26 protein-coding genes and 1 tRNA gene are annotated in these 26280 nt (G+C 39.2%); 16 read left to right on the plus strand and 11 right to left on the minus strand.

Going from position 1 to position 26280, the window contains the following annotated elements; genetic code table 11:
- Positions 1 to 29: 29 nt before the first annotated feature.
- Positions 30 to 1211: a Cj0814 family flagellar-dependent secreted protein gene (locus tag G6W41_RS06110; protein ID WP_194170943.1), complete on the plus strand. Its 1182-nt coding sequence runs from the start codon at positions 30 to 32 to the stop codon at positions 1209 to 1211.
- A 12-nt stretch (positions 1212 to 1223) separates the two neighbouring features.
- Positions 1224 to 2015, plus strand: a complete 792-nt coding sequence (locus G6W41_RS06115) for a cell surface protein (protein ID WP_430733018.1) — start codon at positions 1224 to 1226, stop codon at positions 2013 to 2015.
- 80 nt (positions 2016 to 2095) lie between these two features.
- On the opposite strand, the gene G6W41_RS06120 is transcribed toward G6W41_RS06115, so the two are convergent.
- Entirely contained in the window at positions 2096 to 2932 is an 837-nt protein-coding gene (locus G6W41_RS06120; protein WP_194170944.1) for a hypothetical protein, read from the minus strand.
- 200 nt (positions 2933 to 3132) lie between these two features.
- On the opposite strand from G6W41_RS06120, the gene G6W41_RS06125 reads away from it, so the two are divergent.
- On the plus strand, positions 3133 to 4281 hold the full coding sequence (locus tag G6W41_RS06125) for a Cj0814 family flagellar-dependent secreted protein (RefSeq protein WP_194170945.1): 1149 nt from the start codon (positions 3133 to 3135) through the stop codon (positions 4279 to 4281).
- Here G6W41_RS06125 and recO read toward each other — a convergent pair.
- From recO to bamA, 7 genes are all read right to left on the minus strand, one after another.
- On the minus strand, positions 4278 to 4892 hold the full coding sequence (gene recO / locus G6W41_RS06130; protein ID WP_103590054.1) for a recombination protein RecO: 615 nt from the start codon (positions 4890 to 4892) through the stop codon (positions 4278 to 4280). The two genes, G6W41_RS06125 and recO, sit on opposite strands and share 4 nt — an antisense overlap.
- Entirely contained in the window at positions 4893 to 5816 is a 924-nt protein-coding gene (locus G6W41_RS06135; RefSeq protein WP_194170946.1) for a tRNA dihydrouridine synthase, read from the minus strand.
- Positions 5813 to 6811: a LapA family protein gene (locus tag G6W41_RS06140; RefSeq protein WP_194170947.1), complete on the minus strand. Its 999-nt coding sequence runs from the start codon at positions 6809 to 6811 to the stop codon at positions 5813 to 5815. The genes G6W41_RS06135 and G6W41_RS06140 overlap by 4 nt, the downstream gene beginning before the upstream one ends.
- A 9-nt stretch (positions 6812 to 6820) precedes the next feature.
- A complete protein-coding gene (gene dksA / locus G6W41_RS06145) occupies positions 6821 to 7177 on the minus strand; it encodes an RNA polymerase-binding protein DksA (RefSeq protein WP_009294329.1) in 357 nt (118 codons plus the stop codon).
- Between the two features lie 11 nt (positions 7178 to 7188).
- On the minus strand, positions 7189 to 7644 hold the full coding sequence (locus G6W41_RS06150; protein WP_009294328.1) for a 23S rRNA (pseudouridine(1915)-N(3))-methyltransferase RlmH: 456 nt from the start codon (positions 7642 to 7644) through the stop codon (positions 7189 to 7191).
- 2 nt (positions 7645 to 7646) lie between these two features.
- Complete coding sequence (gene accD, locus G6W41_RS06155; protein ID WP_194170948.1) at positions 7647 to 8564, minus strand: acetyl-CoA carboxylase, carboxyltransferase subunit beta; 918 nt, start codon at positions 8562 to 8564, stop codon at positions 7647 to 7649.
- A 129-nt stretch (positions 8565 to 8693) separates the two neighbouring features.
- Entirely contained in the window at positions 8694 to 10949 is a 2256-nt protein-coding gene (bamA, locus tag G6W41_RS06160) for an outer membrane protein assembly factor BamA (protein WP_107848304.1), read from the minus strand.
- A gap of 89 nt (positions 10950 to 11038) precedes the next feature.
- Between bamA and G6W41_RS06165 the strand changes: the two genes are divergently transcribed.
- The 11 genes from G6W41_RS06165 (at position 11039) to ribD (ending at position 22039) form a co-directional block, all read left to right on the plus strand.
- Entirely contained in the window at positions 11039 to 11869 is an 831-nt protein-coding gene (locus tag G6W41_RS06165; RefSeq protein WP_009294324.1) for a prephenate dehydrogenase, read from the plus strand.
- Positions 11870 to 11930: 61 nt separating this feature from the next.
- Positions 11931 to 13301: a M23 family metallopeptidase gene (locus G6W41_RS06170; protein WP_194170949.1), complete on the plus strand. Its 1371-nt coding sequence runs from the start codon at positions 11931 to 11933 to the stop codon at positions 13299 to 13301.
- Positions 13302 to 13361: 60 nt separating this feature from the next.
- Complete coding sequence (gene lpxC / locus G6W41_RS06175) at positions 13362 to 14246, plus strand: UDP-3-O-acyl-N-acetylglucosamine deacetylase (protein WP_004317248.1); 885 nt, start codon at positions 13362 to 13364, stop codon at positions 14244 to 14246.
- A gap of 41 nt (positions 14247 to 14287) precedes the next feature.
- The gene (locus G6W41_RS06180; RefSeq protein WP_194170950.1) at positions 14288 to 14689 is read left to right on the plus strand and encodes a glycoprotease; all 402 of its coding nucleotides are present in this window, start codon (positions 14288 to 14290) and stop codon (positions 14687 to 14689) included.
- 8 nt (positions 14690 to 14697) lie between these two features.
- The gene (thrB, locus tag G6W41_RS06185) at positions 14698 to 15582 is read left to right on the plus strand and encodes a homoserine kinase (protein WP_194170951.1); all 885 of its coding nucleotides are present in this window, start codon (positions 14698 to 14700) and stop codon (positions 15580 to 15582) included.
- 21 nt (positions 15583 to 15603) lie between these two features.
- Positions 15604 to 15858 (plus strand): hypothetical protein, encoded by a 255-nt coding sequence (locus G6W41_RS06190; RefSeq protein WP_004317260.1) that lies wholly within the window; start codon positions 15604 to 15606, stop codon positions 15856 to 15858.
- Positions 15845 to 18502, plus strand: coding sequence for a translation initiation factor IF-2 (gene infB, locus G6W41_RS06195; RefSeq protein ID WP_194170952.1), 2658 nt, complete (start codon positions 15845 to 15847; stop codon positions 18500 to 18502). The genes G6W41_RS06190 and infB overlap by 14 nt, the downstream gene beginning before the upstream one ends.
- Positions 18499 to 18864, plus strand: a complete 366-nt coding sequence (gene rbfA / locus G6W41_RS06200) for a 30S ribosome-binding factor RbfA (protein ID WP_004317240.1) — start codon at positions 18499 to 18501, stop codon at positions 18862 to 18864. Before infB ends, rbfA begins: the two co-directional genes overlap by 4 nt.
- Positions 18857 to 19273 (plus strand): ribosome maturation factor RimP, encoded by a 417-nt coding sequence (rimP, locus tag G6W41_RS06205; RefSeq protein WP_194170953.1) that lies wholly within the window; start codon positions 18857 to 18859, stop codon positions 19271 to 19273. The genes rbfA and rimP overlap by 8 nt, the downstream gene beginning before the upstream one ends.
- 1 nt (position 19274) lies before the next feature.
- Positions 19275 to 20924, plus strand: a complete 1650-nt coding sequence (locus G6W41_RS06210; RefSeq protein WP_148803937.1) for a formate--tetrahydrofolate ligase — start codon at positions 19275 to 19277, stop codon at positions 20922 to 20924.
- A 53-nt stretch (positions 20925 to 20977) separates the two neighbouring features.
- The gene (ribD, locus tag G6W41_RS06215) at positions 20978 to 22039 is read left to right on the plus strand and encodes a bifunctional diaminohydroxyphosphoribosylaminopyrimidine deaminase/5-amino-6-(5-phosphoribosylamino)uracil reductase RibD (protein ID WP_194170954.1); all 1062 of its coding nucleotides are present in this window, start codon (positions 20978 to 20980) and stop codon (positions 22037 to 22039) included.
- Here ribD and G6W41_RS06220 read toward each other — a convergent pair.
- The 3 genes from G6W41_RS06220 to G6W41_RS06230 form a co-directional block, all read right to left on the minus strand.
- On the minus strand, positions 22036 to 22899 hold the full coding sequence (locus G6W41_RS06220) for a VIT1/CCC1 transporter family protein (protein ID WP_103597324.1): 864 nt from the start codon (positions 22897 to 22899) through the stop codon (positions 22036 to 22038). The two genes, ribD and G6W41_RS06220, sit on opposite strands and share 4 nt — an antisense overlap.
- Positions 22900 to 22959: 60 nt before the next feature.
- Positions 22960 to 23044 (minus strand) — tRNA-Leu (locus G6W41_RS06225).
- 48 nt (positions 23045 to 23092) lie between these two features.
- Positions 23093 to 23395 carry a F0F1 ATP synthase subunit C gene (locus G6W41_RS06230; protein ID WP_004317263.1) on the minus strand — a complete coding sequence of 101 codons (303 nt, stop codon included), beginning with the start codon at positions 23393 to 23395 and terminating at the stop codon, positions 23093 to 23095.
- A gap of 206 nt (positions 23396 to 23601) precedes the next feature.
- Between G6W41_RS06230 and G6W41_RS06235 the strand changes: the two genes are divergently transcribed.
- Positions 23602 to 24948 carry a sodium-dependent transporter gene (locus tag G6W41_RS06235; RefSeq protein WP_194170955.1) on the plus strand — a complete coding sequence of 449 codons (1347 nt, stop codon included), beginning with the start codon at positions 23602 to 23604 and terminating at the stop codon, positions 24946 to 24948.
- The gene (locus G6W41_RS06240; RefSeq protein WP_148803945.1) at positions 24948 to 26279 is read left to right on the plus strand and encodes a sodium-dependent transporter; all 1332 of its coding nucleotides are present in this window, start codon (positions 24948 to 24950) and stop codon (positions 26277 to 26279) included. Before G6W41_RS06235 ends, G6W41_RS06240 begins: the two co-directional genes overlap by 1 nt.
- Position 26280: the final 1 nt, after the last annotated feature.

Below are 26280 nucleotides of genomic sequence, written 5' to 3' on the forward strand. Positions count from 1 at the left end.
TCTTTAGCATGAAACTAAAAGGATATTAGATGATAAATGCACTTGGTAGCTACCCATTAAATTTAGAGCAGAGCATAAAAGTATCAACTAAAGTTGCCACCAAACAAACCAGCTCAGAGGTTTTAGGCTACAAGGTAGATAAGGATGGCTACTTTACAGATGAGTTTAATAAACAAGCTGGCATACCAAGTGATTATAAAATTCACTCAAGCACGCTGGAGTCGTTAGTAAGGATAGAGACGCAGTCTGACTATATGCAAAGGACTTTTGATAGCATCGACATACTAAAAACCGTAAATAATGCCTATAAAATTCTCTCCCAAGTAGTTGACGAAGACACACTAAATTCAAAAGATAGCTTTAGCTTAGATGAGATAAGAAATTTCCCTCAAGGCTTTGAGTATAACCGCCAAAGTATGCAAGTAACCAAGATCCATAACTCCATTCATGAATTTGGCTCGGCTGCGGCTGATTTTAACGGCAAAGAGTCAAATAAGCAGATGATAAGCACGCTTTTTTTCAACCCAAGCTTTAAAGGAGGAGACGGCAGACAGCCACTAAAGCCAACAACAGATATCTTTAACAACAACAATGGCGGCAAGGAGAGTGTGGGAAGTGGTGTATTTATGGATCCGCATGGAGAGAAATACACTAATAAAGATGGCTCAATAACTAAAGGCGGACTTATAGCAGCCGTTATAAACAACAACCTTGATGTAAGAGAGGGCGAGACAACAGCACAAGGCAAAAGAGAAGGCTATGATAAGAGCATAGATAGTAAAGAATTTAATAGAGCTTTTGAGCTGTTTGATCTAATGGGCGAGATGAAATTTGGACCTGGCTTTATAAATGCTACTGATAATGACATAGCTGGCATGCCTAAATATATGCAAGACTACATCAGATCTAAAAGAGACTTTGTCTATATCGACTTAGAAAGTGGCTTTGTCAGCACTCCTGAAGATAGACGTAGGGGATATGAAGAAGACGAACTATCATTTAAAAAGATGATGGAGCATAATCTAAAAATGCTAAAGCTTCTTTTTGGTGAGATAGACAAGGACGGTAAAAAGAGTAAAGACTTTATGGATAGCTTTTTAAAATTTAGCATGCCACCTTTAAATTTAGTAAAAGAGCTAAATGAAAACCCAGCTGGAAAATACCTAGTAGATATGCTTGGTATAAAAAGAGATGTTGATATAAAGGCGTAAGGGGGAGCTGAAATGTTTATTACTACCTATAATGGATCGATGCAATATAAAGAAATTTTAGATGACTATATAGCTCACGGCAATAAAAATTTATCTGCAGAAGATGAGAAAGCTAAAGTTGATGCTTATATGCAAGGACCATTTGGTGCTGGACTAGATAAAATAATCGGTATAGAAGAAGGAACGGAAGACTGGATAACAAAAACCATAGATAAAATAGATAGTATGCTATCGAACAAATACTCTCCAGAAGAGCGAAGGGCTCTATACGGAAAATATCCAGAAACCATAGAAAAAGCGATAGATTGGGAGCTTCAAGGTTATATGGATTTTCTGAGGGATAACTCTATAGAGGGCAAACCAACAATAGAAGGTAAGATGATAGGTCTTGGCACAAAAGAAGAGGAGGCTGACCTAAGAGCCTTTATGGATAGCATGTCCTCTCTATATCCAAATAATAACAAGGAGTCGCTTAGTCTTTTAGATAGAACCGATCTAAGCATAGATGAATTTAAAACATTATTTGCCAAAGCAAGAGAAAAAGCAACAAAGGATGTTGAAGAACAAAGAAAGCAGATAATCAAAGAAGAGCAAGAATACAATGCAAATTTTGCCAAAGAGCAAAGCGAGAAGAAATTTAAACCTATGCAGGTTAAGAAGAAGTATGAGACCTATGATATAAATAAGGATCAAAAATTTCTCTATGCAAGAGAGCTTTTAAAATTCAAAGAAAAAAGAGGCATAGACGTCTTAGAGCTTATGCAAAAGATAGATAAGAAGCAAATTTTAAATAAGATGGCTTGATAATAAAGTAGAACGAGGATCATTCTCTACCTTGTCATGGGATGACTTAGTGGCGGCTTGCACTAAATACAAAGATAAATTTAAACCTTTTTATCGACAACCTTTTTACCATTTTCTTCAAGTTTTTGCATAATACGAAGTACATCGATACCTCGTTCTCTCTCAAGTTCTTGAAGCTTAAGTAAATATGAGAATTTCTCATCCTTAGCAATGTCATAAGTTTCAGTGTTTTTGCTTTCAGCTTGGATAGGAGTAAATTTTTTCTCTTTGGTGTCGTCTTTTTCTTCTTCAACGCTCTCTATATCATGAAGACCTTTTTCGTTCATCTCTTTTAATATATTGACAGCATTTTTGGCATCTTCGCCAGATAAAGTTAGATCAAACCGCTCTTTTAGTGCATATTTAGCCCACTCCTCTTTAAACTCATCAACGCTCATATCGCTATCAAGTAGATCAATAGTCCTTGAGTTTTGCATAAATAGCAGCTGGCGATCGCCACGATATTCATTTAAAAATTCATTTACAGTGTATGGGGTATCTCTTAAAATTTTTGGCTTATCATTGTCTGGTTTTGCTTGCTGACCTTGTATGTATTCAACAAACAAACCTTTGCTTTCATTTATGAAATTTTTGAGATCTGACAGCTGCTCACTTGTAAAATCAGGATCGTAGCCTCTAAGCTTTCCTATGATAGTGACTTTTGCTTCATCGCCTTTTGTAAAGCCAGATAGCGGATATATGTGCCTATCATAAGCCGCAGCTTGAGCTTTTCTATCTAGCCTTGCGTATTTAGGAAAGCTCATACCATATCCCATATTGTTATCAAGGATCTCGTTTATATCATTAAATTTAAACCCCATCTCACTAGCTATGTGCTCTCTAGATAGATAAGGATACGGCGAGCTAGAAATTTGCATTTTACTATCCTTAGTAAATTTTAAACTACTCAACTATTTTTTCAAAATTTATTTGAGTAAGGTTTTTCTTTGATTTAAATCGACCTTTTAGCGATTTAGTTTATATATGACTTATCTCTACACAAAATGCTCCTCTGTTGATAAAATTTTACGGCACAACTTTTGCTTACTCTTTGAAGCTAAATTTCAAGGAGTAAGCTATGAAAGTCTCTTATAACTCCATCTTAACAAAACAGCACTACCAAAAACATACAAAAAGCGAAGGCTTTGCAAATTTCTTGCCTAACACTCCAAATATAAATTCGATCAGCCAAGTCACTACTCCTAAAAATGACTTTGTTTCATCTAGTAGTATCGACTCTCTTTATCAGGCTAAATTTACTTCACAAGAGGGTTATGGATATAGTGTAGATGCCAAAGGATTTATGGGAGCTGACTTTAACAAAGCTGCAGGTTTGCCACAGGACTTTAAAATTCATAAAAGCACGCTTGATGCGATAGTGCTACACAATCAAAAGCACCCAAACTTTACAAATATTTTAATGGATACAAGAAAGGATAATGCGCTATTTGGAGAGGATAGTTTTGCAAATATCGATCTAGCAGACACTATAAAGCAATACTATAAAATTTTTGATCAAATTTCAGCTGGAGTTATTAGTAAGGGTAAAGAGTTTTACTCAAATGAAGATCTGGCAAAGATGCCAAAGGGCTACTTTTCAAAAGATAAAAAAATAGAGCATGTTGAATACCTAATGGGTAGGATGACTAGCGATGAGCTAGATGGACTAACTGATAGGAGTAATGAGAAGGTAACTCATGTATTTAGAACAGCCCAAGACGCAGAAGATGCACATAGGTTATGGGATGATCTAAGCGATATAAATGTAGAAGTCAATGGAAATTTCCTTGACTTTTCTCCAGAAGTGATGACAACTGAGCATACTATCCCTTATATGTGGGTTAGTAGTGCTGGATATGACTTCAAGCCTGATATGTCTGTATATGATAATGAACAAGGCTATACTAAGGAGCAAATCTTTGTAGCATTTTTGAAAAACGAGCAAGGTCTTGTGCTGCAAGGTGGCACAACAAGAATAACTGATGAGGCTCGCAATGTATATAGAGACAAACTCATACTTACAAAACAAGATAGAAGCGAGATAGGCATACCAAAGGCTTATTATGATGAGATACTATCTGGCAAGAAAGATCTAAAAGATATACTAGCTAGGATTTTAAAGCTTAGAAATTTAGAGCTTAAAAAAGATCAAACGCTTGAGGGGCTAGCAAGTAAGATAATGGACGTTTTAAAAGAATTTGATGAGAGGATGAAAGTAAAAGCTTAAAGCCCGTCAAGTAAAATTTTATAAAGGCGGTTTATCTCATCGTCATTTAGCTCGATCGTGCTTTTTGTATCAAATAAATTTTTGATCTTACTAGCGTCAAATTCGCTCCTGTCAAGGCAGTGCTTGTGAGATGGTAAAAAGCCACGAGTGAGGCAAAGCTCGCTTTCTATCTCCTCGTCGCAGATAAAGCACTCAAGCTCGCTGTGAAGCCTGCCTTCAAACTCTAAAATTTTGACGTAGCTTTCGATTATAAGGCGTTTTGGATTTTGCAGCTGCATCTGTTTGGCGCAGCGATCAAGCTCAAAAAAGTAAATTTCATCGAGCTGCTCGACCTCTTTTAGATGATCATAAAGTAGGCGCATGAACTGCTGCCAAATGATGAGCTTATCGCGCTCAAGCAGCCATTTAAAGCCCAGGTGAAGTATGCTTCTAAGCTTTGGTAGAAATTTCGCCTCTTGCTCGAGCTCAAAGTCGATCTTGTAGCCAGTCATGATGTTTGAGTGACGAGCGCCAAAAAATCTATACGACTTTACGAGCAAATTTGGCGTTAGCACAAAGACTAAAAGGTCCTCGTCTCTGACCTTTTGCACGCGCAGGATGTAGCCTTGCATCTAGGCAAAAAACTCCCTTATGCGCTCTCTCATCACGCGGGCATCTTTGATGAAATTTATATCGTTTCTAAAGGTTGTTGCGCCGTCAATGCCCTTGCTGTATTGGTGCAGATGCTTTCTAAATATGCAAAGTCCATGCTCGCCGTAGTGTTCGATCATCGCATCAAAGTGGGCTAGTATGATCTCTTGTTTTAGTGCCTTATCCACGCTACTTTTGGTCTTTATCTCATAAAATATCCATGGGTTGCCGATACTTGCCCTGCCGATCATAAGGGCGTCACATTTTGTAAAATTTAAAATTTCATCTGCATTTTGTGCGTTTATATCGCCATTTGCGACGACTGGGATTTTCACGCTTGCCTTTACTCTAGCGATCGCTTCGTAATCAACCCTTGCGCTGTATCCACCAGCTCTGGTGCGACCATGCACTGCGATGTAGTCTGCGCCGGCTTCTTCGCAGGCTTTTGCTATGTGCTCTTCGTTTTTGTCGTTAAAGCCAAGTCTAAATTTAACGCTTAGGCTCTCTTTGTTTGAGATGCTTTTAACCGCGTCAATTATGCTTTGAAGTTTGTCAAGATCATTTAGCAAAGCCGACCCCGCGCCTTGTCTAACGACCTTTGGCACAGGGCAGCCGCAGTTTAGATCGAGCCCGTAAATTCCATCAAATTTATTGATTATCTGCACGGCTTTTTTTATATTTTCTATATCACTGCCAGCTATCTGGACGACGTAGGGCTCTTCGTTTGGGGATTTTTTAAGCATTTCAAGAGTTTTGTCACTGCTCTCATAGACCAGAGCGTTTGCGCTGATCATCTCGCTAACAGTGACATCGCAGCCAAATTTCTTGACTACGCTTCGTAACGGCAGGTCAGAAAAGCCAGCAAGTGGCGCTAAGAAAAGTGGCTTTTTACTAAAGTCTATCATTTAAAAAATAGCGAGCTAGGCACCATTTTACCGTTATCTCGTAAAAATAGTAAAACCTTTATCTCTTTAAACTCATCAGGGTCGCTACCCTCGATAGCTTCTCTTACTTTATCAAGCATCTGAAGCTCAAATAACGCATATACGTAGGCTTCATCAGCGTCAGCATGGATGCTTTTTAGCTTTTCAAAAATGCCGATAAACGCATCTGGTTTTAGTTTATTTTTAAGCATTATGGCTACTTTGTCGTATTGTGCTTTTGTCACTTTTGCGTTGTTTAGAATACCAAAAATTTCATCGCTGCTTAGGTCGATCTCATCATTTACAAAACGCGTAATAATGGTCATTATATCTTCGCTTGCTAGCTCTGGATCTATTTTTTTGATCTCGCTAAATGAAGCTGTTTTTATGAGCTTGTTAAAGGCTGCCTTTTTAAGGCTCTCGTTTTGTTCTTGGTTTTTAAGCACGTCAAGATAGTAAGTAGGCAGCTGCTCGATCTTGTTTAGCTCGTTTAGGATGTTTAGCTTGCTATCTTTTGCTAGTCTAAATTTCTTTAGATCGACGATCTCTTTGTTTTTTATGCTTTTTATGGTTTGTAAGATGTTGTTTATCTCACCGTCATCAACGCCAACATCTTTAAGCTCGCCTACTGGTGAGATAGAGCGAGTGAGCTGCGAGGCGATCTTGTAAGTGTCGGTTTTAAAGTCTTTGTTGCTCTCAAAGCCAAGAAGCGTCTCTTTTGCAAGGTCTTTATAGAGCTGGCTATCTTTTTTTATCCATTTTTTATATCTATAAAAGGCGTATCCGTGATATGCGATGTGAAGTAGGGCAAGAAGCGCCAAAAGGGCTACTGGAAGTGCCACCCAGACAGCTACTGGCAAGGTTATGGCTTGACCTAAGAGCTCAAAGGTGAAGTCTGAACTATTAAGAGAATAGGTAAGTCCTGCAACAACTGCTGTGTAGATGATGCAGTAGACGAGAAATTTTCTGGTTTTCATATTTTCTCCTTAGTTTTTTGCTGTTTTTTCTATTATCTCACGACAAGCTATGCAGTATTTTGCATGCGGTTTTACTTTTAAGCGAGGGATGCCGATCTCCTCTTCGCACATGTCACAAATTCCATAAGTCTTGTTTGCTATCTTTTCAAGCGCCTCGTCAATCTCGTGAAGCTCGGCTCTTTGCTGGGTTGAGATAGACTGCTCTATAAGCTGGTCGGTATTTACTGAGGCGATGTCAAATTCATCACTTACGCCACTATCTCTTAAACCGCTTACTTCAACTGATGAGTCATAAATATTTTTTTTGATTTGTAATTTTCGCTCTTCAAGTAGCTTTTTGAAAAAATTTAGCTCGTTTTGAGTCATTTTATATTCCTTTATTTGTGATATGGGTGGTTTGCATTTATGCAAAGCCCTCTAAAAATTTGCTCAAAAAGTACGAGCTTGGCGACTTTGTGTGCCATAGTCATCTTGCTTAAGCTTACGACTTTTTGTGCCTTGTTTTTTAAATTTTGGCTAAGCCCATAAGCTCCACCTATGAAAAAATTGATCTGTGAATTTGAGTTTAAAATTTGAGCAAATTCTTGGCTGTCAAGCTGTGAGCCATTTTCATCAAGCATCACGCAAAAGCCTTTTAAATTTGGCTCGTAAATTTCATCATAAGCTCTTAGCGCATCGCTTCTGCCGCTGCTTTGAGCCTTTGCTATCTTTTCATTAAATATTATTTTGTCGTTTATCTTGGCAAATTTTGCACTCATTTTTATATATTCTTGTATCTCGTTTTCAAAGTTGTCACGCGATGATTTTTGAATGCTAAAAACCGAAATTTCCAAACTTACCCTTTGGTTTTTAGCTTTAGCTCAAAGCCAGCTTCGCTAGGAGTTATCACTTCGCTTTTAGAGATCATAGCTTTGTTATTTGTAAGAAATTTAACCACATCGCTTATATATTTTTTGTGTTCGCTTCTTGGTACGATGTCATCTATGAGGCCATGCTCAAGCAAAAATTCAGCCCTTTGAAAGCCCTCTGGGAGATCAGCGCCTATGGTTTGTTTGATGACCCTTTGGCCAGCAAAGCCTATTAGCGCGCCAGGTTCAGCGATTATTAGATCTCCAAGCCATGCAAATGATGCGCTAACGCCGCCCATCGTAGGATCTGTAAGGATAGAAATGTATGGTAGCCTTGCTTCATCAAGAAGTTTTAGGGCTGCTGAAGTCTTTGACATCTGCATTAAAGAAAATGTGCTCTCTTGCATTCTAGCGCCACCAGATGCGCTTACGATGATTAAGGCTTGTCGTTTTTCGATCGCGCGTTTTATCGCTCTTACGATCTTTTCGCCCTCGACTGAAGCTAGTGAGCCGCCCATGAAGCCAAAGTCAAAAACAACTAGCTGGATCTCTTGTCCGTTGCATTTGCCTTCGCCACATATCACTGAGCTTGTGCGTCCTGTTTTTTCTTTATTTTCTGTGATTCTTTTTTTGTATGATTTTTTATCGACAAAATTTAAAGGATCTACTGGTTTTAAATTTGCGTCAAATTCTACAAAGCTACCTTCATCGCAGATCAAATTTATGCGATCATCAGCTTTCAATCTCATGTGGTAGCCGCATTTTGGGCATACATTAAAACAAGCTTCAACTTCTTTGTAATACATCAGTGAGTGACAGTTGTCGCATTTTACCCAGTGTGTAGGTGCTTCTTCTGGACGAGGTTGAGCTTTTCTTATCTTTGAAAAAATGTCTGAGAAATTCATCTTTTTACCCACTTATATTAAAAATTGTGGGATTATATCTAATGTTAGCCTTGCTTTTTCTTATATGATTTAAAGTTCGTTTGTTTGTGGGGGATTTAAGGGGCAAATTAGCCCCTTAAAAGTATCTTATTAGAAGCGTCTTCCGATAGTAAATTCAAATGTATTTGTATCATCGCCCTCTTTAGGTTTAAGAGCTTTTGCGAAGATTAGTTGAAGTGGTCCGATCGGAGTTATCCACTCGATACCTGTACCAACTGATGATCTTTTTATCTCATTTAGGCTATTTTCGCCGATCATACCATAGTCGTAAAATACAACGCCACGCATTTTGACACGCTCTATTATAGGGAAGCTCATCTCAACTGAGTTGTTAAATGATGTTTCGCCGCCGTATTCATAGTAATCGCCTTTGTATTTTACTTTTGGAGATACGGTTCTGCTCTCATAACCACGTAAGCTTCTTATACCGCCAAGGTAAAGTCTTTCGTTGATCGGAGTATAGCCTCTCTCCCAAATTTTGCCAAAGCTTGCTTTGTATCTTAGGATAAGATCGTAGTCGATGTACTCTCTAAGACCTAGATAGTAGTTGAAATTTGTGCGGTTTTTAACAAAATCCATATCACCACCAAGTCCTGCTATCTCAAATGATGTACTAGCTATGATACCGCGTCTTGGCAAGTAGTAATCATCAGTGCTGTTATATGTCAAAGCTGGTGTGATAGCGCTTTTTATAGCTTTGCCTTCTCTATAAATTTCTTTGCCTGTGTATCTATTAATATCTCTTAGCTCATCATCTTTTAGAGTAACTTTACTTTGCTCGATGTTATAAGTAAGTGATGCACTTAAATTTCTAGTTAATTTTCTACCTAGTGTTGTGCTAAAGCCATAGCTTCTCTCTTTATATGTTCTCCAGTCATAGTCGTTTGCATAGAGTGTTCCGCCAAGGCTATACTCTGAGTCAAAAATTCTTGGATTTGTAAGACTTATCTGACCTGAAAGCTCTCTATCGCTCTTATCCACGCTTACTTGTCCTTGAAGACCAGAACCAAAGATGTTTGTGTCAGAAAGTGCAGCGTTAAGTAGCAAGCCATCGCTACTTCCGTATCCGATACCGCCACTTATCGAGCCAGTTGAAGCCTCTTTTACTTTTACTTTTAGATCGACTGTATTTTTATCAACCGGGTCCTCTTCTATCTCGACATCGTCAAAGTAGCTTGTTCTTTTTAATGCATCTTTTGAGTCTTGAAGGTCAGTTCTACTATATAAATTTCCCTCAGTTAGATATAGCTCACGTCTTACGACACGATCAACTGTTCTATCGTTTCCTGAAATTTGAACGTTTCTTATATATACTTTTTCGCCAGGATCAACTTCGTAGTCGATATCAACTGTTTTATTTTCATCAAATTTGTCAGTCTTTGGATAGACTTTGACAAATGCATAACCCTTGTCAGCTACCATATCGTCAAGCTTTTTCATATCTTGGCGAAGTCTTGCTGAGTTCATTGTATCGCCAGCTTCAAGTCTAAAGTCATCTATGATCTTTTTAGTATCAAGTCCTAGCTCTTCAGGTGCTGTGATGCTTACATTTGAAACCTTATAAGGCTCGCCCTCGTGGATGTAGTATGTAAGATCAGCTGTGTAGTTATCAAATGACGCATTTAGGTAAGGTGACGAAACAGTCGCGTCTAAATAGCCTTTCTGAAAATACTTATCTTGAATCCTTGCCGGGTCATTTTCAAGCTCAAAAAGTTTAACTTTTCCGTCGTTTCTACCCCAGAGCCAGCCCATAAATTCTCTACTTTTGTTTGCAACTACTGGCTCGATATCATCATAGTCAAACTCTTTTGCGCCGACTAAATTTACCTTTTTGATTATCATATTTTCGCCACGGTTTATATTTAGAGTGATGAAAAGTGAGCTGTCGTTGTCTGCAACTGGCTGTTTTTCTACATCAACAACTGTGTCAAAGTAGCCCTTTGACTCGTAGTACTGGCGAATTCTCTCTTTTGTTTTTTCGATAGTTAGCTCATCATACATATTGCCAGGTTTGATGTTGATTAGCGACTCGATCGCAGTTTTGTCGTTTGTCACAACGCCCTTTAGATCGACTCTAGCTACACTTGGCTTCTCTTTTACTTTTACTAAAAGATTGCCATTACCTGTATCTTCTATGTAGATATCATCAAAATAATTTTGCTTGTATAAATTTGTGATAGCCTTGTCGCTAAGCTTTGGCGTTAGCTCTTGACCGACTTTTAGCCCCATTATCTGCGTGGCTACATCAGGTGAAAGGTGGATTAGACCTTTGAAATTTATTGACTGAATTGTTTGTGCATTTAGACCGCTTAAAGCTAGTGCTAGTAAAAATAATTTCTTTTTCATTAAATTTAACCTAGAGTTTTAGTATAAGTGCGTATAATATCATATTTTATTTTTAAAAAATTTAAATTTTATAATTTTAAAGGTTTTTTATGAAAATAGGTATCATCGGACTTGGTCTTATGGGTGGCTCGCTTGGTCTTGCATTAAAAGATGAAAAATTGATCTCATGTGTCAGCGGATATGATAAAGATGAAAATCACAGCAAAAAAGCGCTTGAACTTGGCTTGGTGCATGAAATTTTAAGCATCGATGAGATGAAAAAGAAATGTGACATCATCTTTTTAGCTGTGCCAGTAGAAGCTATCGTAAGCATCGTGCAAAATTTAACCGACATTAGCGAAGATACGACGATCATTGATTTTGGCTCGACAAAGCAAAAGATAATAGAAGCTGTGCCAGAAAAAATTCGTAAAAATTTCATCCCAGCTCACCCGATGGCAGGTACTGAGTACTCTGGTCCTGAGGCTGCCTTTAAGTCACTTTACACAGGCGCAACTGTCATAGTTTGCGACTTTGCTGAGAGTGCAGAAAAACATGTAAAAAGAAGCGTTGAACTATTTTCTTGCCTTGGTATGAAGATCATTTTCATGAGTGCAAAAGAGCATGATCATCATGTGGGTCTCATCTCGCATCTGCCTCACGCTATTGCATTTTCGCTTGCTAGCGGGATCTTAAAAGAAGAGGATAAAAGGCACATCGTTGCACTTGGCGGACCGACATTTAAGGGCATGATACGCGTCGCAAAGAGTTCGCCATTTATGTGGAGTGATATCTTTAAGCAAAATAAGAACAACGTTGTTGCCGCGATAAATATGTTTGAAAAAGAGCTAAATTTATGCAAAGATCTCATAAAAGATGAGCGCTGGGATGAGCTTTTTGATTGGATGAGCGAAGCTAGAGCTGTAAGAGAAATTTTGTAATTAACTAAAAATTTATTGATTAAATGTAAAATTTCGCAAATAAAATTTAAGGTAATAATATATGTATAGACGTGGAATAGGCGGTTTTGGTATTGTTGTAGTTTTACTTGTTTTGATATTAGCTGGTGGCTTTGGATATGCTTTGATGTCGAAAGACTTTGAGCGAAATGAGCCAATTATCGGCGTTGCTGATAAGGTTTATTGGAACCTTCGCTCACCTATGAATATCAAATTTAAAGATGACAGCGGCATAAAATTTGTGCGCATCAGCATAAATGACGGCAAAAATGACCTAAATTTACTAAATCAAATCATACAAAATCCAAGCACTGAGCTTGATGTAAATTTAACCTTCCCAAAGACTGGCTTTTTTGCTCAAAAAGATACTTATGAGATGAGCATAGAAGCGGTCGATACTAGCAAATGGGGCTTTTTTACAGGCAATAAAGCAAGCAAAAAAGTTGAAGTCGTGCTTGATACCTCTAAGCCTGATCTTTACGTGCTTTCTCAGTCTTACTCTATCTCAAAAGGCGGTAGCGCGGTTGTTGTCTTTAGAGCGACTGATAATCAGCTAAAAGAGGTCTATGTTCAGACAAATTTTGGTAAGAAATTTAAGGCTGTGCCATTTTACAAAGAGGGCTTTTACGCAGCACTTGTTGCTTGGCCAGTGCAGGTTGAAAACTTTAGCGCTGAGGTTATCGCAAGAGACTTTGCAGGCAATGAGAGCAAGTCTCACGTGAGATATTTTTATGAAAATGTAAAATACAAAACTTCAACTATTGCTTTAAATGATAGATTTTTAGACGGAAAGATCGTTGATCTAACAGATCAATATGCCAAAGATCCAAACGCTCTTTCAAGGCTTGAGAAGATGAAATTTGTCAATGAAACACTAAGAAATTCAAACGAAGAGAAGATAACAGCACTTACTTCAAACGTCGATACTGACATCACAAACGGCTTTAATATCATCCCATTTTATCCGCTTAGAAATGGCAAAAAAGTAGCTGATTTTGCCGACCACCGTTTCTATACATATAATAATGAGCAAGTAAGTGAGTCATGGCACATGGGTATAGATTTTGCAAGCGTGGCATCAGCTCCGATAATAGCCAGCAATGCAGGTCGCGTTGTGCTAGCATCTGAGAATGGAATTTATGGTTTAAACATTGTGATCGATCATGGGTTTGGACTTTACTCACTTTACGGACACTGTTCAAGTGCGAAGGTAAAAGAGGGTGACATGGTTACTGCTGGCGATCAAATAGGCACAACTGGAACGAGCGGTCTTGCGCTTGGAGATCACCTTCACTTTGGAATTTTGGTCCAAGGCGAAGAGGTAAGACCTCAACAATGGATGGATAAAAAGTGGATAAAAGACAATGTGACAAGTGTCTTAGATGCCGCAAAGGCGATGATAGATAAGAATTAAATTTGCAAATTTGATTTTTTAGTGCTATCATAAGCGAACAAAAAAATATAAGGAAAATTTTTGAAACAAACTACTATCGCAAGACGCGTTGAGACCGTTGGTATAGGGCTTCATAAGGGTGAGCCGATAAGACTTATACTAGAACCTCTTGATGCAAATTCAGGTATTATTTTGCACCGCGAAGATCTTGGTATTAGTTTTAAAGCTGAGCCTAAAAACGTTATAAATACACAAATGGCAACCGTCGTTGGCAACGAAAAGGGCTTTATCAGCACGATAGAGCACCTAATGGCAGCTGTAAATGGATATGGCATTGATAATATTAGAATTTCAGTTGATGCAAATGAAATTCCTGTCATGGACGGCAGTGCGATAAGCTTTTGTATGTTGCTTGATGAAGCTGGTATAAGACATCTTGACGCTGGTAAAAAAGTCATCCTTGTCCGCCGCGAGGTCGAGGTGGTTGAGGGGTCAAAATTTGTGCGAACCTCACCTTCAAGAAATCCAAAATTTGACTATACGATCAAATTTGACCACCCAGTTATCGGCGAGCAAAGATATGTTTTTGAATTTAGCAAGAGCTCATTTGTAAAAAATATAGCTCGAGCTAGAACTTTTGGCTTTTTAAAAGATTTGCAACGCTTGCAAGCTCAAAATTTAGCCCTTGGTGCATCGCTTGATAATGCCGTGGCTATCGATGATACGCATATTTTAAACCCAGAGGGTTTGAGATTTGAAAATGAGTTTGTAAGGCATAAAATTTTAGACGCAGTTGGCGATTTGAGCTTGCTTGGAGCACCTTTATTAGGTGATTACACAGCATTTGCGGGCAGCCACGATCTAAACCACAAACTAACACTTGCTTTAATGGCAGATGAGAAAAATTATGAGATCGCAACGCTTAGTGGCGAGCTTTTAAAAGAGTATCAAAAGGTATTTGCATAAAAAATATTGAAATTTTAGTAGTCTCTTTATCGACTCCACTTTTGGTTGGAGTCTATAAAGATGGCGTAAAATTTGATGAGGTCACAACTGACGAGCATGTCAGCGAAGCTCTGATAAAAATCCTAGAAAATTTATCCTCTAAATTTAACATCACAAAGATCATCTACGCAAACACGCCAGGCAGCTTCATGGGGCTAAAGGTGGCCTACGTCATCTTGAAAACTTTTTCTTTGGCAAAGGGCTGTGAATTTTACGCGGTTAGTGGCTTTAGTCTAAATGGCGGCGAAGCGATCAGGGCAAATAAAAATTTAAGCTTTGTCTTGAAAAATGGCGAAATTTCACTTGAAAAAGTTGAGCCTGTGAGATTTGTGTTGCCTTTAAATTTAGATGAATTAAAACTAAATTCAGATACACTTCCAAATTATATCATTCAAGCTGTTTAGGAGAAAATTTGAATATCTTAATCCCTGCCACAAGTGCAAATTTAGGACCTGGTTTTGACGCTTTAGGACTTAGCTTAAAGCTTTTTAATAGCGTAAAGATCGAACCATCTAAATTTAGCTCAGTCTCGATAAATGGCGAGGGAAGTGATAGCACAAATTTAAAAAGAAACAACATTTTTTTAAGCATTTTTAATGAAATTTTTTTAGAGCTAACCGGTAAAAATGAAAACTTTAGAATAGTTTTTGAAAACAATATCCCATTTTCAAGAGGGCTTGGTAGCAGCTCCGCAGTGATCGTTGGAGCCATAGCTTCAGCTTACGAGATGGCTGGGTTTAAGGCTAGTAAAAGCGTCGTTTTAAATAAAGCTATCATCTATGAAACACATCCAGACAATATCTCGCCAGCAGTTCACGGCGGATTTATTAGCGCGGTTGTAAAAAATGGCAATGTTTATGCAAATAAAATAAATTTAAGCGATGATATAAAAGCAGTCGTCGTCATCCCAAATAAGCCGATGAGCACTGCATCATCAAGACAAATTTTGCCAAAAAACTACACTATGAAAGAGTGCGTAAATAACCTCTCCCATGCTGCATTTTTGACCTCTTGTTTTTATGAAAAAAGATACGATCTTTTGAGGGTAGCAAGTGAAGATATGATGCATGAAGAGCGCAGAATGAGTGCTTTAAAAGAGCTTTTTGACGTGCGAAAAGTAGCTTATGAAAATGGAGCGTTAATGAGCACACTTTCAGGCTCAGGCTCAAGCTTTTTAAACATCGCATATAAAGATGACGCTAAAAATTTACAAGATGCTTTAAAGAGTAAATTTGGTGATTTTAGAGTTGAAATTTTTTCATTTGATAACGATGGATACGAAATTACGCAAAGCTAAAAACAAGTTTAAAAAGGTATAATGAATAAAAATAATCCAGTAAGGACATGCGTCGCTTGCAAAGTTAAATTTTCTCAAAACTTGCTAAAAAGATACCGCTTGGTAGGCAAGAATTTAGAGTGCGGCAAAGGAGATGGCCGCAGTTTCTATCTATGTGATGGCTGTTTGCAAAAAGACGACAAAATTTTAAAAAAAATAATTGATAAACAAACTAAAGGTGCCCTCGGACTTGACGCACCTAAGTTAAAGGAGATACTCTTAAATGAGCAATGTTAGGATTTCAGAGATCGCAAATGAGCTTGGCTACCCAAGTAAAGAGATAGTAGAAAAAGCTCAAGAACTAGGCCTAAAGGTCAAAACTCACTCAAATGCTGTGAGCCTTGAAGAGGCTGAAGCAATATATGAATACGTTCAAACTGGCGTAATACCAGATAAATTTAAAAAGAAAAAGAGCGAGCCAAAGGCAAAAAAAGAGCCTAAAAAAGAGGCAGAAAAAGAGCCAGCAAAAAAAGAAGAAAAGCCTAAAACTGAGCCTAAAAAGGTAGCTGCTAAGGCTGAGCCAAAGCCTGAAAAACCTAAAGCAGAGCCTAAAAAAGAGGTGCAAATTTTAGAGGAAAAACCTAAAACTGAGCCTAAAAAAGAAGAGCCTGTAAAGGTCGAGCAAAAGCCAGCAGAAGCGCCAAAACCAAAAGAGAGCTTGGCTGATGTCACTCAAAAAAGACGCGGCCTTGTGATAGTTAAAAAGAAAAAAGATTACGAGGCGCCAGCTCCTGTAAAGGATGAGAAAAAGGCTGAGGCGGCTGTAACTAACATTAGCGACTTTAAGAGTATGTTTTCTGCTAGCGATGAAAATTTGGCTAGAAAAAAGAAAAAAGAGAAAAAAGTAACAGTTGTAAGCAAAAAAGATAGCGCTGAGAAGATGGACTTGCTCGGTGGAAGCGACTTTGGTGACATCGTGCTTGAAGATGAAGATGTGGTGGTGCTACCTGATTTTAGCTTTAAAACCCCAGCTCCAGCTCCGATGCAAAGGACAAAACAGCCAAGTGCGATGAAGACAACCGTCAATAACACGATAAATTCGTTTGGCGAGGGTGGCATACAAAGAAGAGCTAGAAAAAAACACAAAAAGCCTGAAAATAAACAAAATAGCGAAGCTGTAACTTCGATAAATATCCCAAAAGAAATTCGTGTTTATGAATTTGCTGAAAAGCTAAACAAACAGCCAAGCGAGGTCATAGGTAAGCTATTTATGCTTGGCATGATGACAACTAAAAACGACTTTTTGGATGAAGATGCGATAGAAATTTTGGCTGATGAGTTTAATGTCGAGGTAAATATCATCGACGATCAAAAAGAGTTTGACTACGTAGCAGCCTATGAGGAGGAGATAAAAGATGATGAAAATCTTCAGCCAAGAGCGCCAGTCATAACCATCATGGGTCACGTCGATCACGGCAAAACCTCGCTACTTGACTACATAAGAAAGTCTCGCGTAGCAGCAGGCGAGGCTGGTGGCATCACTCAGCATGTGGGCGCTTATATGGTAAATAAAAATGGCAGAAACATCACATTTATTGACACTCCAGGTCACGAGGCATTTACAGCTATGCGTGCAAGGGGCGCTGGCGTAACTGATATAGTTATCATCGTTGTTGCAGCAGATGACGGCGTAAAACCACAGACAAAAGAGGCAGTTAGCCACGCAAAAGCCGCTGGCGTGCCAATAATCATCGCAATAAATAAAATGGATAAAGAGTCAGCAAATCCTGATCTAGTAAAAACAGGCCTTGCTGAGCTTGACATCATGCCAACAGAGTGGGGCGGTAAGTATGAATTTGTACCAATATCTGCAAAAACAGGCATGGGCATAGATGATCTACTTGAGATCGTGCTTTTGCAAGCTGATCTTTTGGAGCTAAAGGCAAATCCAAAGGCAAACGCAAAGGCTACTGTCATCGAGAGCTCACTTCAAAAGGGCCGTGGTCCAGTAGCTACCATTATTGTTGAAAATGGCACGCTTCATGTCGGAGACACTGTCGTAGCTGGCGTTGCGTATGGCAAGATAAGAAGCTTGCTTGATGATCAGGGTAGGCCATTAAAAGAGATAAAGCCAGGCGAATGTGGCGTCATAGTAGGCCTTAGCGAGATAGCAGAGGCTGGCGAGACATTAATAGGCGTAAAAACTGATAAAGAGGCTCGCGAATATGCACAAAAAAAGGCTGAATATATCCGTCAAAAAGAGCTTAGTAAGAGCACAAAGGTTAGTATTGATGAGCTTAGCGCTAAGATCGCTGAGGGCGAGCTAAAGACACTTCCAGTCATCATCAAAGCTGACGTTGGCGGATCACTCGAGGCGCTAAAAGCGAGCCTAGAAAAACTAGCAAATGACGAGATCAGAGTAAATGTCATCCACTCAGGCGTTGGCGGTATCACGCAAAGTGACGTTGCGCTTGCAGGTGCAAGTAACGACTGCATCATCCTTGGCTTTAACATAAGGCCAACTGGCGAGATAAAAGAGAAGGCAAAAGAGAGCGGCGTCGAGATAAAAACTTACAACGTTATTTATAACCTAATCGACGATGTGAAGGCGATTTTGGGCGGACTAATGTCACCGATCATCAGAGAAGAGCAGCTTGGTCAAGCTCAGGTTCGCCAAGTGATCCATGTGCCAAAAGTAGGCGCAATCGCTGGATGTATCGTCACTGAGGGTACGATAAACAGAGGGGCAAAAATTCGTCTTATTAGAGAAGGTGTGGTCGTTTATGAGGGCTTAGTTAGCTCATTAAAACGCTTTAAAGATGACGTTAAAGAGGTAGCTAAAGGCTACGAGTGTGGCGTTGGTATCGAAAATTTCAACGACATTAGAGAAAATGACTACATCGAAAGCTTCAAAGAAGTCAAGGAGAAAGCTACTCTATGAACGCTAACGAAATAAAGCGTATGAGGACAGAGAGCGTGCTAAAAGAGCTCATACCAGAGGCTTTAGCCACTCTTGAAGATAGCATTTTAAAGGGGCTTTGCGTTACTGACGTCGAGTGCAAAAAGGGCAGATACGACGCCTTTGTCTATCTTGACAAGATGATGTTTGACGAGCGCGAGCAAGAGTATATTTTGGGGCATTTAAAGCGCGTTTGCAGGCATTTGCAAAACCACTGCATGGCAGCTGAGGGCTGGTATAGATGTCCAAATTTTCACTTTAAATTTGACGATAGATTAGAGTATCAAAACCATATGGATAAGTTGTTTGATAAAATTTCAAAGGATTTAAACAAAAATGGATAATTTAGACAAACTAGTACGTGAGTGCGGCGTAGAGCTTTATGACAGTGAGATCGCAAATGAAAATGGTAGGGCTATTTTTAGAGTTTATATCACAAAAGATGATGGAGTGAGCCTTGATGACTGCGAAAAAGTGAGCCGTCTGCTCTCACCTATCTTTGACGTGACACCGCCAGTTAGTGGGGACTATAACCTTGAGGTTAGCTCTCCTGGCCTTGAGAGAAAGCTTAGCAAGCCTTCGCATTTTAAAGCGAGCGTTGGCGAGCTAGTTAAAGTTCAAACCGAGGCTGAGAAATTTGCAGGAAGGCTTGTAAAAGCAGACGAAGAGAGCATCGCGGTAGAAAACGAAGAGGGAATTTTTGAGATCAACATCAGTGAGATAAAAAAAGCAAAAACATATTTGGAGTGGTAAAATGCTAAGCGACATTGAGATAACTCACCAAACAAAGTTAGAACACATCAGTAAAGTTGCCGCAAGACTAGGCTTAAACGAAGACGAGCTTGAGCTTTACGGCAAATTTAAGGCTAAAATTTCCCCTAGACTTGCGCCATCAAACTCAAAGCTCATCTTAGTCACCGCGACTAATCCAACCCCATACGGCGAGGGCAAAACGACTATGTCAATAGGTCTTGCTGACGCACTAAATTTACTTAACAAAAAGGTTTGCTTGGCACTTCGCGAACCATCTCTTGGACCAGTTTTTGGCATAAAGGGTGGAGCAGCAGGTGGCGGCTACTCGCAGCTTGCGCCGATGGAGGATCTAAATTTACACTTTACTGGCGATTTTCATGCGATAACATCGGCAAATAACCTCATTTCAGCGATGATAGATAATAGCCTCTATCAAGAAAATCCACTAAAAATAGAGAAAATTTTATGGAAGCGCTGTATGGATATAAACGACCGCGCGCTAAGATTTATCACCGTTGGTCAGGGCGGTAGAACGGACGGCGTGCCAAGAGAAGATGGCTTTAACATCACCGCTGCAAGCGAGATCATGGCTGTGCTTTGTCTAGCTACAAGCCTTTCTGATCTAAAAGAGCGCGTGGCAAACATCATGGTCGCCTATGATAGCGATAAAAAGCCTATCTACGTGCGTGATCTAGGCTGCGAGGACGCTGTTTGCATACTTTTAAAAGATGCGATCAAGCCAAATTTATTTCAAACACTCGAACACACACCTACGCTCGTGCATGGTGGCCCATTTGCAAATATCGCACACGGCTGCAACTCCGTCATCGCGACAAAAACAGCTCTAAATTTAGCCGACTACGTCATCACTGAAGCTGGTTTTGGCTCGGAGCTTGGCGCGGAGAAATTTTTAGATATAAAGTGCAGGATCGCTGAGATAAAACCAAGCGCCGTGGTGCTTGTAAGTACGATCAGGTCGCTAAAATATAACGGCGAAGCAAATAAAGATGAGATCACAAAACCAGATATGAACGCCCTTAAAAAAGGTATCGAAAACCTTGGCGGACACATCGAAAATTTAAAAGTCAAATTTGGTCAAAACGTAGTTGTAGCGCTTAATAAATTTGGCTTTGACACTGATGAAGAGATAAATTTCGTAAAAGAGTACTGCCGTGAGCTTGGCGTAGAAGTGGCAGTTTGCGAGAATTTTGTAAAAGGTGGCAAAGGCGCGCTTGAGCTTGCCCAGCTAGTTTTAAAAGCGTGCGACAAACCAAGCAAGATAAATTTCACCTACGAGATGAGTGACGATACAAAAACTAAGATAGAAAAGGTCGCTAAGGAAATTTATGGAGCTAGCGAGGTGGTCTTTGAAGAGGCTGCTCTTAAAAAGCTTGAGATGATAAAAGAGCTAAATTTGAGCCATTTGCCAGTTTGTATCGCAAAAACACAGTACTCATTTAGCGACGATGCGAAGCTTTTGGGCAGAGCAAAGGGCTTTACATTTAGTGTAAAAGACCTTGATATTAGAACGGGGGCTGGCTTTATCGTCGCTGTTTGCGGCAAGATCATGCTTATGCCAGGACTTCCAAAAGTGCCAGCTGCTGTCAATATGAAGATAGACGCAGAGGGCAAGATCGACGGCTTGTCGTAAATTTATAAAAACACACTGGCAAACGCTGGTGTGTTTAAATTTAAAGGGCATGGATGAACGACGAATTTTACATGGGTCTTGCTTTAAGCGAGGCTTGGAAATTTCAGATCCTGACCTATCCAAATCCAGCCGTTGGGTGCTTGATACTTGATGAAAATGGTCAAATTTTATCTTGCAAGGCTCATGAAAAGGCTGGATATTTACACGCTGAACCGACAGCGGTACTCTTTGCGCTTTGCAAAAAAAGTGAAAAATTTAAAGATGATTTTATAAAAGCATATAATGCTAAATTTAGCTCTAAGATAAAAGAGGGTGAATTTGGCCTTTTAGAGCCAAAATTTAGCTACGAATTTATACTAAACAACCACTCAAATTTACTAAAAAATGCAAAAGCTTACGTCACGCTTGAGCCTTGCTCGCACCATGGCAAAACGCCACCTTGTGCAAATTTGCTAAAAGAGCTTGGTTTTAGTGAGGTCATAATCGGCAGCCACGATGAAAATAAAATAGCAAGTGGTGGCGCAAATTTGCTGCAAAGCGCTGGAGTGAAAGTTAAATTTGGCATTTTAAAAGAGCGCTGTGATAAGCTGCTTGAGCCATTTTTGGCATATCAAAATGGTGGATTTAGCTTTTTAAAAATCGCTCTTAGTAAAAACGGCGTGGCAAGTGGTGGCATCATCACAAATGAGCTTAGCCGCACGCATGTGCATAAACTAAGAAGCGTTATAGATAGATTGCTGATCGGTGGTAACACGGTGCGGACGGACCGACCAAAGCTTGATAGCAGGCTAGTAAGCGGTAGCAAAAATCCAGACGTTATAATCTACTCAAGAAGTGATAAATTTGATGAAACATTGCCACTTTTTAGTGTGCCTGGTCGCAAGGTGAGCATTCAAAAAGAGTTAAATCTAAAAGGACTTTGCATGTTTGAAGGGGCTGGCGAGTTTTTAAAACTTGCAAAAGAGGGCAAGCTAGCAAATGTAAAATGGCTACTTATCTATCAAAGCTCAAATTTCAAAATTGGTGAAAATTTGAGCTTTGATTTAAATTTAAAGCCACTTTTTAGTGGGAATTTTGGGGATGATAGTTACACTTGGTATGAAATTTTGGATTAAATATCTAGTCCAAAATAGTGTTTGACTAAAAAGCCGATGCCAAAAGATATTATCGCGACACCAAAAGTTATCACGCACATCTCAATCACTCTTGGTAAAAATTTAAGCTCCTTTGCCACGCTTATATAAAAGTTGTAAGTGATGATGGCAACCAGTGCAAAGAAAAACATCGACAAGACGGCGTAAAGACCGCTTGTAAAGATGAAAAATGGAAGTATCAAAAATGCCGTTGTTATGATGTATGAGCCACCTGTGTAGAGCGAGTAGGTAAGCGGTTTGATCTCATCACTTGGATTTTCTTTTGATTCAAGATACGCTGAGCCAGCCATAGAGAGTGCAGCTGCCACGCCCATGATAAGGCCTGTTGCGCCAACTGATTTTGTATTTGAAAAGGCAAGCGCGATGCCGCTTAGTGTGCCTGTTAGCTCAACTAGCGCATCATTCATGCCAAGCACGATGCCACCAGCATTTACTAGCTTTGTGTCTTTTAACATGGAGATTAGACTATTTTCGTGGTTCATCTCCTCTTCGTAAATATCACGAGCTTCAGGATATTCATCTACTATGTCAAGATAAAATTTCTCTGCATTTTCTTCGCGTGACTCCATAAATTTCAGAGTAAAAGAGGTGCCAAAAATTTTAACAAGTATCGTATAGAAGATGACTTTGAATAAATTTGCACTTCTGCTCTCGCCAGTTATCTTTTGACAAAAAGCATAGTGGCGTCTCTCTTCTGCGATTAATTTTCGAAGTACCTTTTTGTTCTCTTCGACTTTTTCGCTAGCTTCTAGAAGCGAGTATATAGCAACATCGTCTGCTTCGTTTTGTAATTGTTTTAAGGCACGCTTTTTATCTAACATAAAATTTTCCTTTTTTATAGCTTAGAAATTTAAGATTTTGATTTAGAAAGAGAGATAAGATGGTGCGATCAGCGAGACTCGAACTCGCACACCTAGCGGCACTACCCCCTCAAGATAGCGTGTCTACCAATTCCACCATGATCGCAAAAAAGAACAAAAGCCCCAAAAGAGGGGCTAAATTTAAGCTTTACGCTTAGCCAAGCATTGGGTTTGCGTAAAGAACGATAAGTGTAATAACAAGTGCGTAGATAACTTGTGCTTCGATCATCGCAAGAGCGATAAACATTGTAGTCATAAGTTTGCTACCTACACCTGGGTTTCTAGCTGTTCCGCTGATAGTTGCAGCAGCTGTGTTACCCATACCTATAGCACCGCCAAGAGCTGCAAGGCCAAGGCCGATACCGCCAGCGATAACTGAATATGATCTGATCATCTCGCCGTCAGCGCCAAATGCGAATGCAGCAAGACCAAGAATTAAAAAAACGATCTTTTTCATCGTTGCTCCTTTAAAATTTTAAAGCTCTTTCGGATCTGTCCCCTACTTAAACTTTATGAGCCGTAATATTACAAAAACAAAACTTTGTTTCAAATAAAAACACTAAAAATTTAAATTGCCTATAAAAAATTCTTGGCTTAGAAAAATGAAAGTTTTTTTATGCTATCTTTGAAAGAATTTAATTTATTCTTAATCTTAGGTTTTCAATGATAAACGAGAAATTTTCAAAGATAGGCTTTGTCCTTGCGATGGCTGGTTCTGCTGTGGGTCTTGGCAATGCCTGGAAATTTCCTACGATGGTGGGAAATAACGGCGGTTCGGCATTTATAATTTTATACTTGCTTCTTACATTTGCTATCGCGTTTGTGGCGTTTTTAGCGGAGCTTAGCATCGGCAAACTTGGCGAAAGCGACATCGTAAGCTCACTTTATAAACTTGCTCCAAAAAATAAAAAAGCTTGGTCGCTCTCTGGCTTTTTCATGATCGGCGCGATACTTATAGCTTCATTTTATATGGTTGTTATTGGCTGGATTTTAAAGTATATCTATCTTAGTTTTTCGCCACTTTTATCTGATACAAAAGCGGCAGGCGAGCAGTTTAACACGCTTTTATCAAATGATCTAAGCAGTGCCGTGCTTTGCTTTAGCCTAGTCTTTTTGATGGTCTTTTTTGCCGTTTCAAAAGGCGTAAAAAGTGGCATCGAAAAGCTAAATATATGGATGATGCCAAGCCTTTTTGTCTTGCTGGTTTGCATGCTTTTTTACGCACTTAGCATGGGAGATGGCTTTGTGAAAGCGGCTAAATTTTTGTTTGTGCCAAATTTTAGCGCGATCACGCCAGATGTTGTCTTGCAGGCTCTTGGATTAGCGTTTTTCTCGCTATCTATGGGTGTTGGCGTCATACCAACATACGCTGCAAATTTACCAGAGAAGACAAATTTAATAAAATCAACGCTTTCTATCATCTTTATAAACATCTTAATAGGCATTATGATGGGGCTTGTCGTATTTACCTTTATATTTGCTTATGGAGCTGATAGCACGGCAAGTGGTCCGGGGCTTATATTTGTCTCGCTTGTCACGCTTTTTGCAAAGCTTGGCATCGTTGGCAACGTCATGGCGGTCGCATTTTTTGTATCGCTCTTGTTTGCTGGTATCACGAGCGCGGTTTCGATGATCGAGCCTTTTGCTTATTATTTGGTTAGAAAATTTGAAATTTCAAGAAAAATGGCGCTTCTTTACATCGGCGCCTTTGTCTATATCTTGGGCATCTTTTGCATACTTTCATATTATTCAGACACATCAAGTGCTTTTAGTGTTTGTGGTAAGCCGTTTTTTGACGCGCTTGACTTTCTCACATCAAATATCATGATGCCAATAGGCGCTATCGTATTTAGCTTTTTTGTTGGCTATAAGCTTAAAAAAGAGAGTTTGTATTTGCTTTTTGGCGATTTTATGGGAAGAGCATTTTTTGAAATTTGGTACTTTTTCTTAAGATATGTCGTGCCAGTTGCCATTTGTGCGATAATGATCTACCAGATGGCAGGTAAATAATGGCGGAGAGATTTAGTAAAATTGGCTTTATCCTCTCAATAATCGGAGCGGCTATTGGCCTTGGTAACGCATGGAAATTTCCATACATGGTCGGCAGTAACGGCGGTTCGGCATTTATCCTTATATATCTATTTTTTGCCTTTGCTGTTGGTCTTAGCATATTTTTTGCTGAGATGGCGATGGGTAAAATTTCACGCCTTGATACGGTTGGAGCGTTTAAATCTCTAGCTACAAAAGGGGCAAGCTCTTGGAAATTTGCCGGTATTATCATGGTGACTGGGCTATTTATCGCATCTTTTTACACGCTCATCATTGGCTGGGTGCTAAAATACGTCATTCTAAGTCTTAGCGAGCTACCTAAAGATATCGCAAGTTCAGAGACGTTTTTTGTAAATTTCACCTCAAATGGCATAGGCGAGCAAATTTTATACTTTAGCATCGCATTTTTTGCCTACTTTTTCATCCTTACAAAAGGTGTAAAAAGTGGTATCGAGCGCATAAATGTCTATCTCATACCAGCTCTTTTTATCTTGCTTTTGCTTATGCTTGGCTACTCTTTTGGCATGGAGGGCTTTGACAAAGCGGCTAAATTTCTACTAGTGCCTGACTTTTCAAAGATAGATCAAGCAGCTGTTTTAAACGCTCTTGGACTTGCTTTTTTTACGATGTGCGTTGGCATTGGCTGCATACTTACTTACTCATCAAGTCTAAGCGATGATACAAATTTATTTACCTCATCGCTCTATGTCGTCTTTGCAAATATCATAATAAGCGTCATCATCGGCCTTATCGTCTTTACATTTACATTTGAGTTTGGCTCAGAGCCATCAAAAGGCGCAGGGCTTGCTTTTATCTCGCTGCCAACGCTATTTGCTAAGCTTGGCTTGCTTGGAAATTTCTTGGCATTTACATTTTTTATATCGCTATTTTTTGCTGGCATCACCTCGGTTATCTCGATGGTTGAACCGTTTATATTTTTCTTAAGCAAAAGCCTAAAATTTAGTAGAAACAAATCGATCATAATCGTCGCTTGTGTGGTTTATATTTTAGGAATTTTATGCGCATTAAGTGGCACAAACGAATTTAAAGATGCACTTACATTTTTTGGTAAGAGCTTTTTTGACCTGCTTGATTATCTCAGCTCAAACATCATGCTCCCGCTTGGTGGCATCTTGTTTGCTATCTTTGTTGGCTACTTTATGAAATTTGAGCTTTTAAAAGAGCTATTTGTGCCTTATATGGGCAAGGTTGTATTTAACATTTGGTATTTTTTAATTAGATTTGTGGCTCCACTTTTAGTTCTGGTGGTGCTAATAAGGGAGATCTCATAAT

The organism is Campylobacter concisus (genome assembly GCF_015230035.1).
In the GTDB taxonomy this organism is placed as follows: domain Bacteria; phylum Campylobacterota; class Campylobacteria; order Campylobacterales; family Campylobacteraceae; genus Campylobacter_A; species Campylobacter_A concisus_BK.

Excerpts from the sequence above, each read along its gene's own strand:
- G6W41_RS06235 (WP_194170955.1), top strand. The coding sequence starts at position 23,602 with ATGATAAACGAGAAATTTTCAAAGATAGGCTTTGTCCTTGCGATGGCT.
- ribD (WP_194170954.1), top strand. The coding sequence starts at position 20,978 with ATGAACGACGAATTTTACATGGGTCTTGCTTTAAGCGAGGCTTGGAAA.
- G6W41_RS06110 (WP_194170943.1), top strand. The coding sequence starts at position 30 with ATGATAAATGCACTTGGTAGCTACCCATTAAATTTAGAGCAGAGCATA.
- G6W41_RS06170 (WP_194170949.1), top strand. The coding sequence starts at position 11,931 with ATGTATAGACGTGGAATAGGCGGTTTTGGTATTGTTGTAGTTTTACTT.
- rimP (WP_194170953.1), top strand. The coding sequence starts at position 18,857 with ATGGATAATTTAGACAAACTAGTACGTGAGTGCGGCGTAGAGCTTTAT.
- G6W41_RS06125 (WP_194170945.1), top strand. The coding sequence starts at position 3,133 with ATGAAAGTCTCTTATAACTCCATCTTAACAAAACAGCACTACCAAAAA.
- G6W41_RS06120 (WP_194170944.1), bottom strand. The coding sequence starts at position 2,932 with ATGCAAATTTCTAGCTCGCCGTATCCTTATCTATCTAGAGAGCACATA.
- infB (WP_194170952.1), top strand. The coding sequence starts at position 15,845 with ATGAGCAATGTTAGGATTTCAGAGATCGCAAATGAGCTTGGCTACCCA.
- rbfA (WP_004317240.1), top strand. The coding sequence starts at position 18,499 with ATGAACGCTAACGAAATAAAGCGTATGAGGACAGAGAGCGTGCTAAAA.
- G6W41_RS06140 (WP_194170947.1), bottom strand. The coding sequence starts at position 6,811 with ATGAAAACCAGAAAATTTCTCGTCTACTGCATCATCTACACAGCAGTT.
- G6W41_RS06230 (WP_004317263.1), bottom strand. The coding sequence starts at position 23,395 with ATGAAAAAGATCGTTTTTTTAATTCTTGGTCTTGCTGCATTCGCATTT.
- G6W41_RS06220 (WP_103597324.1), bottom strand. The coding sequence starts at position 22,899 with ATGTTAGATAAAAAGCGTGCCTTAAAACAATTACAAAACGAAGCAGAC.
- bamA (WP_107848304.1), bottom strand. The coding sequence starts at position 10,949 with ATGAAAAAGAAATTATTTTTACTAGCACTAGCTTTAAGCGGTCTAAAT.
- G6W41_RS06135 (WP_194170946.1), bottom strand. The coding sequence starts at position 5,816 with ATGATAGACTTTAGTAAAAAGCCACTTTTCTTAGCGCCACTTGCTGGC.
- G6W41_RS06115 (WP_430733018.1), top strand. The coding sequence starts at position 1,224 with ATGTTTATTACTACCTATAATGGATCGATGCAATATAAAGAAATTTTA.
- G6W41_RS06240 (WP_148803945.1), top strand. The coding sequence starts at position 24,948 with ATGGCGGAGAGATTTAGTAAAATTGGCTTTATCCTCTCAATAATCGGA.
- G6W41_RS06190 (WP_004317260.1), top strand. The coding sequence starts at position 15,604 with ATGAATAAAAATAATCCAGTAAGGACATGCGTCGCTTGCAAAGTTAAA.
- recO (WP_103590054.1), bottom strand. The coding sequence starts at position 4,892 with ATGCAAGGCTACATCCTGCGCGTGCAAAAGGTCAGAGACGAGGACCTT.
- G6W41_RS06210 (WP_148803937.1), top strand. The coding sequence starts at position 19,275 with ATGCTAAGCGACATTGAGATAACTCACCAAACAAAGTTAGAACACATC.
- dksA (WP_009294329.1), bottom strand. The coding sequence starts at position 7,177 with ATGACTCAAAACGAGCTAAATTTTTTCAAAAAGCTACTTGAAGAGCGA.
- G6W41_RS06165 (WP_009294324.1), top strand. The coding sequence starts at position 11,039 with ATGAAAATAGGTATCATCGGACTTGGTCTTATGGGTGGCTCGCTTGGT.
- accD (WP_194170948.1), bottom strand. The coding sequence starts at position 8,564 with ATGAATTTCTCAGACATTTTTTCAAAGATAAGAAAAGCTCAACCTCGT.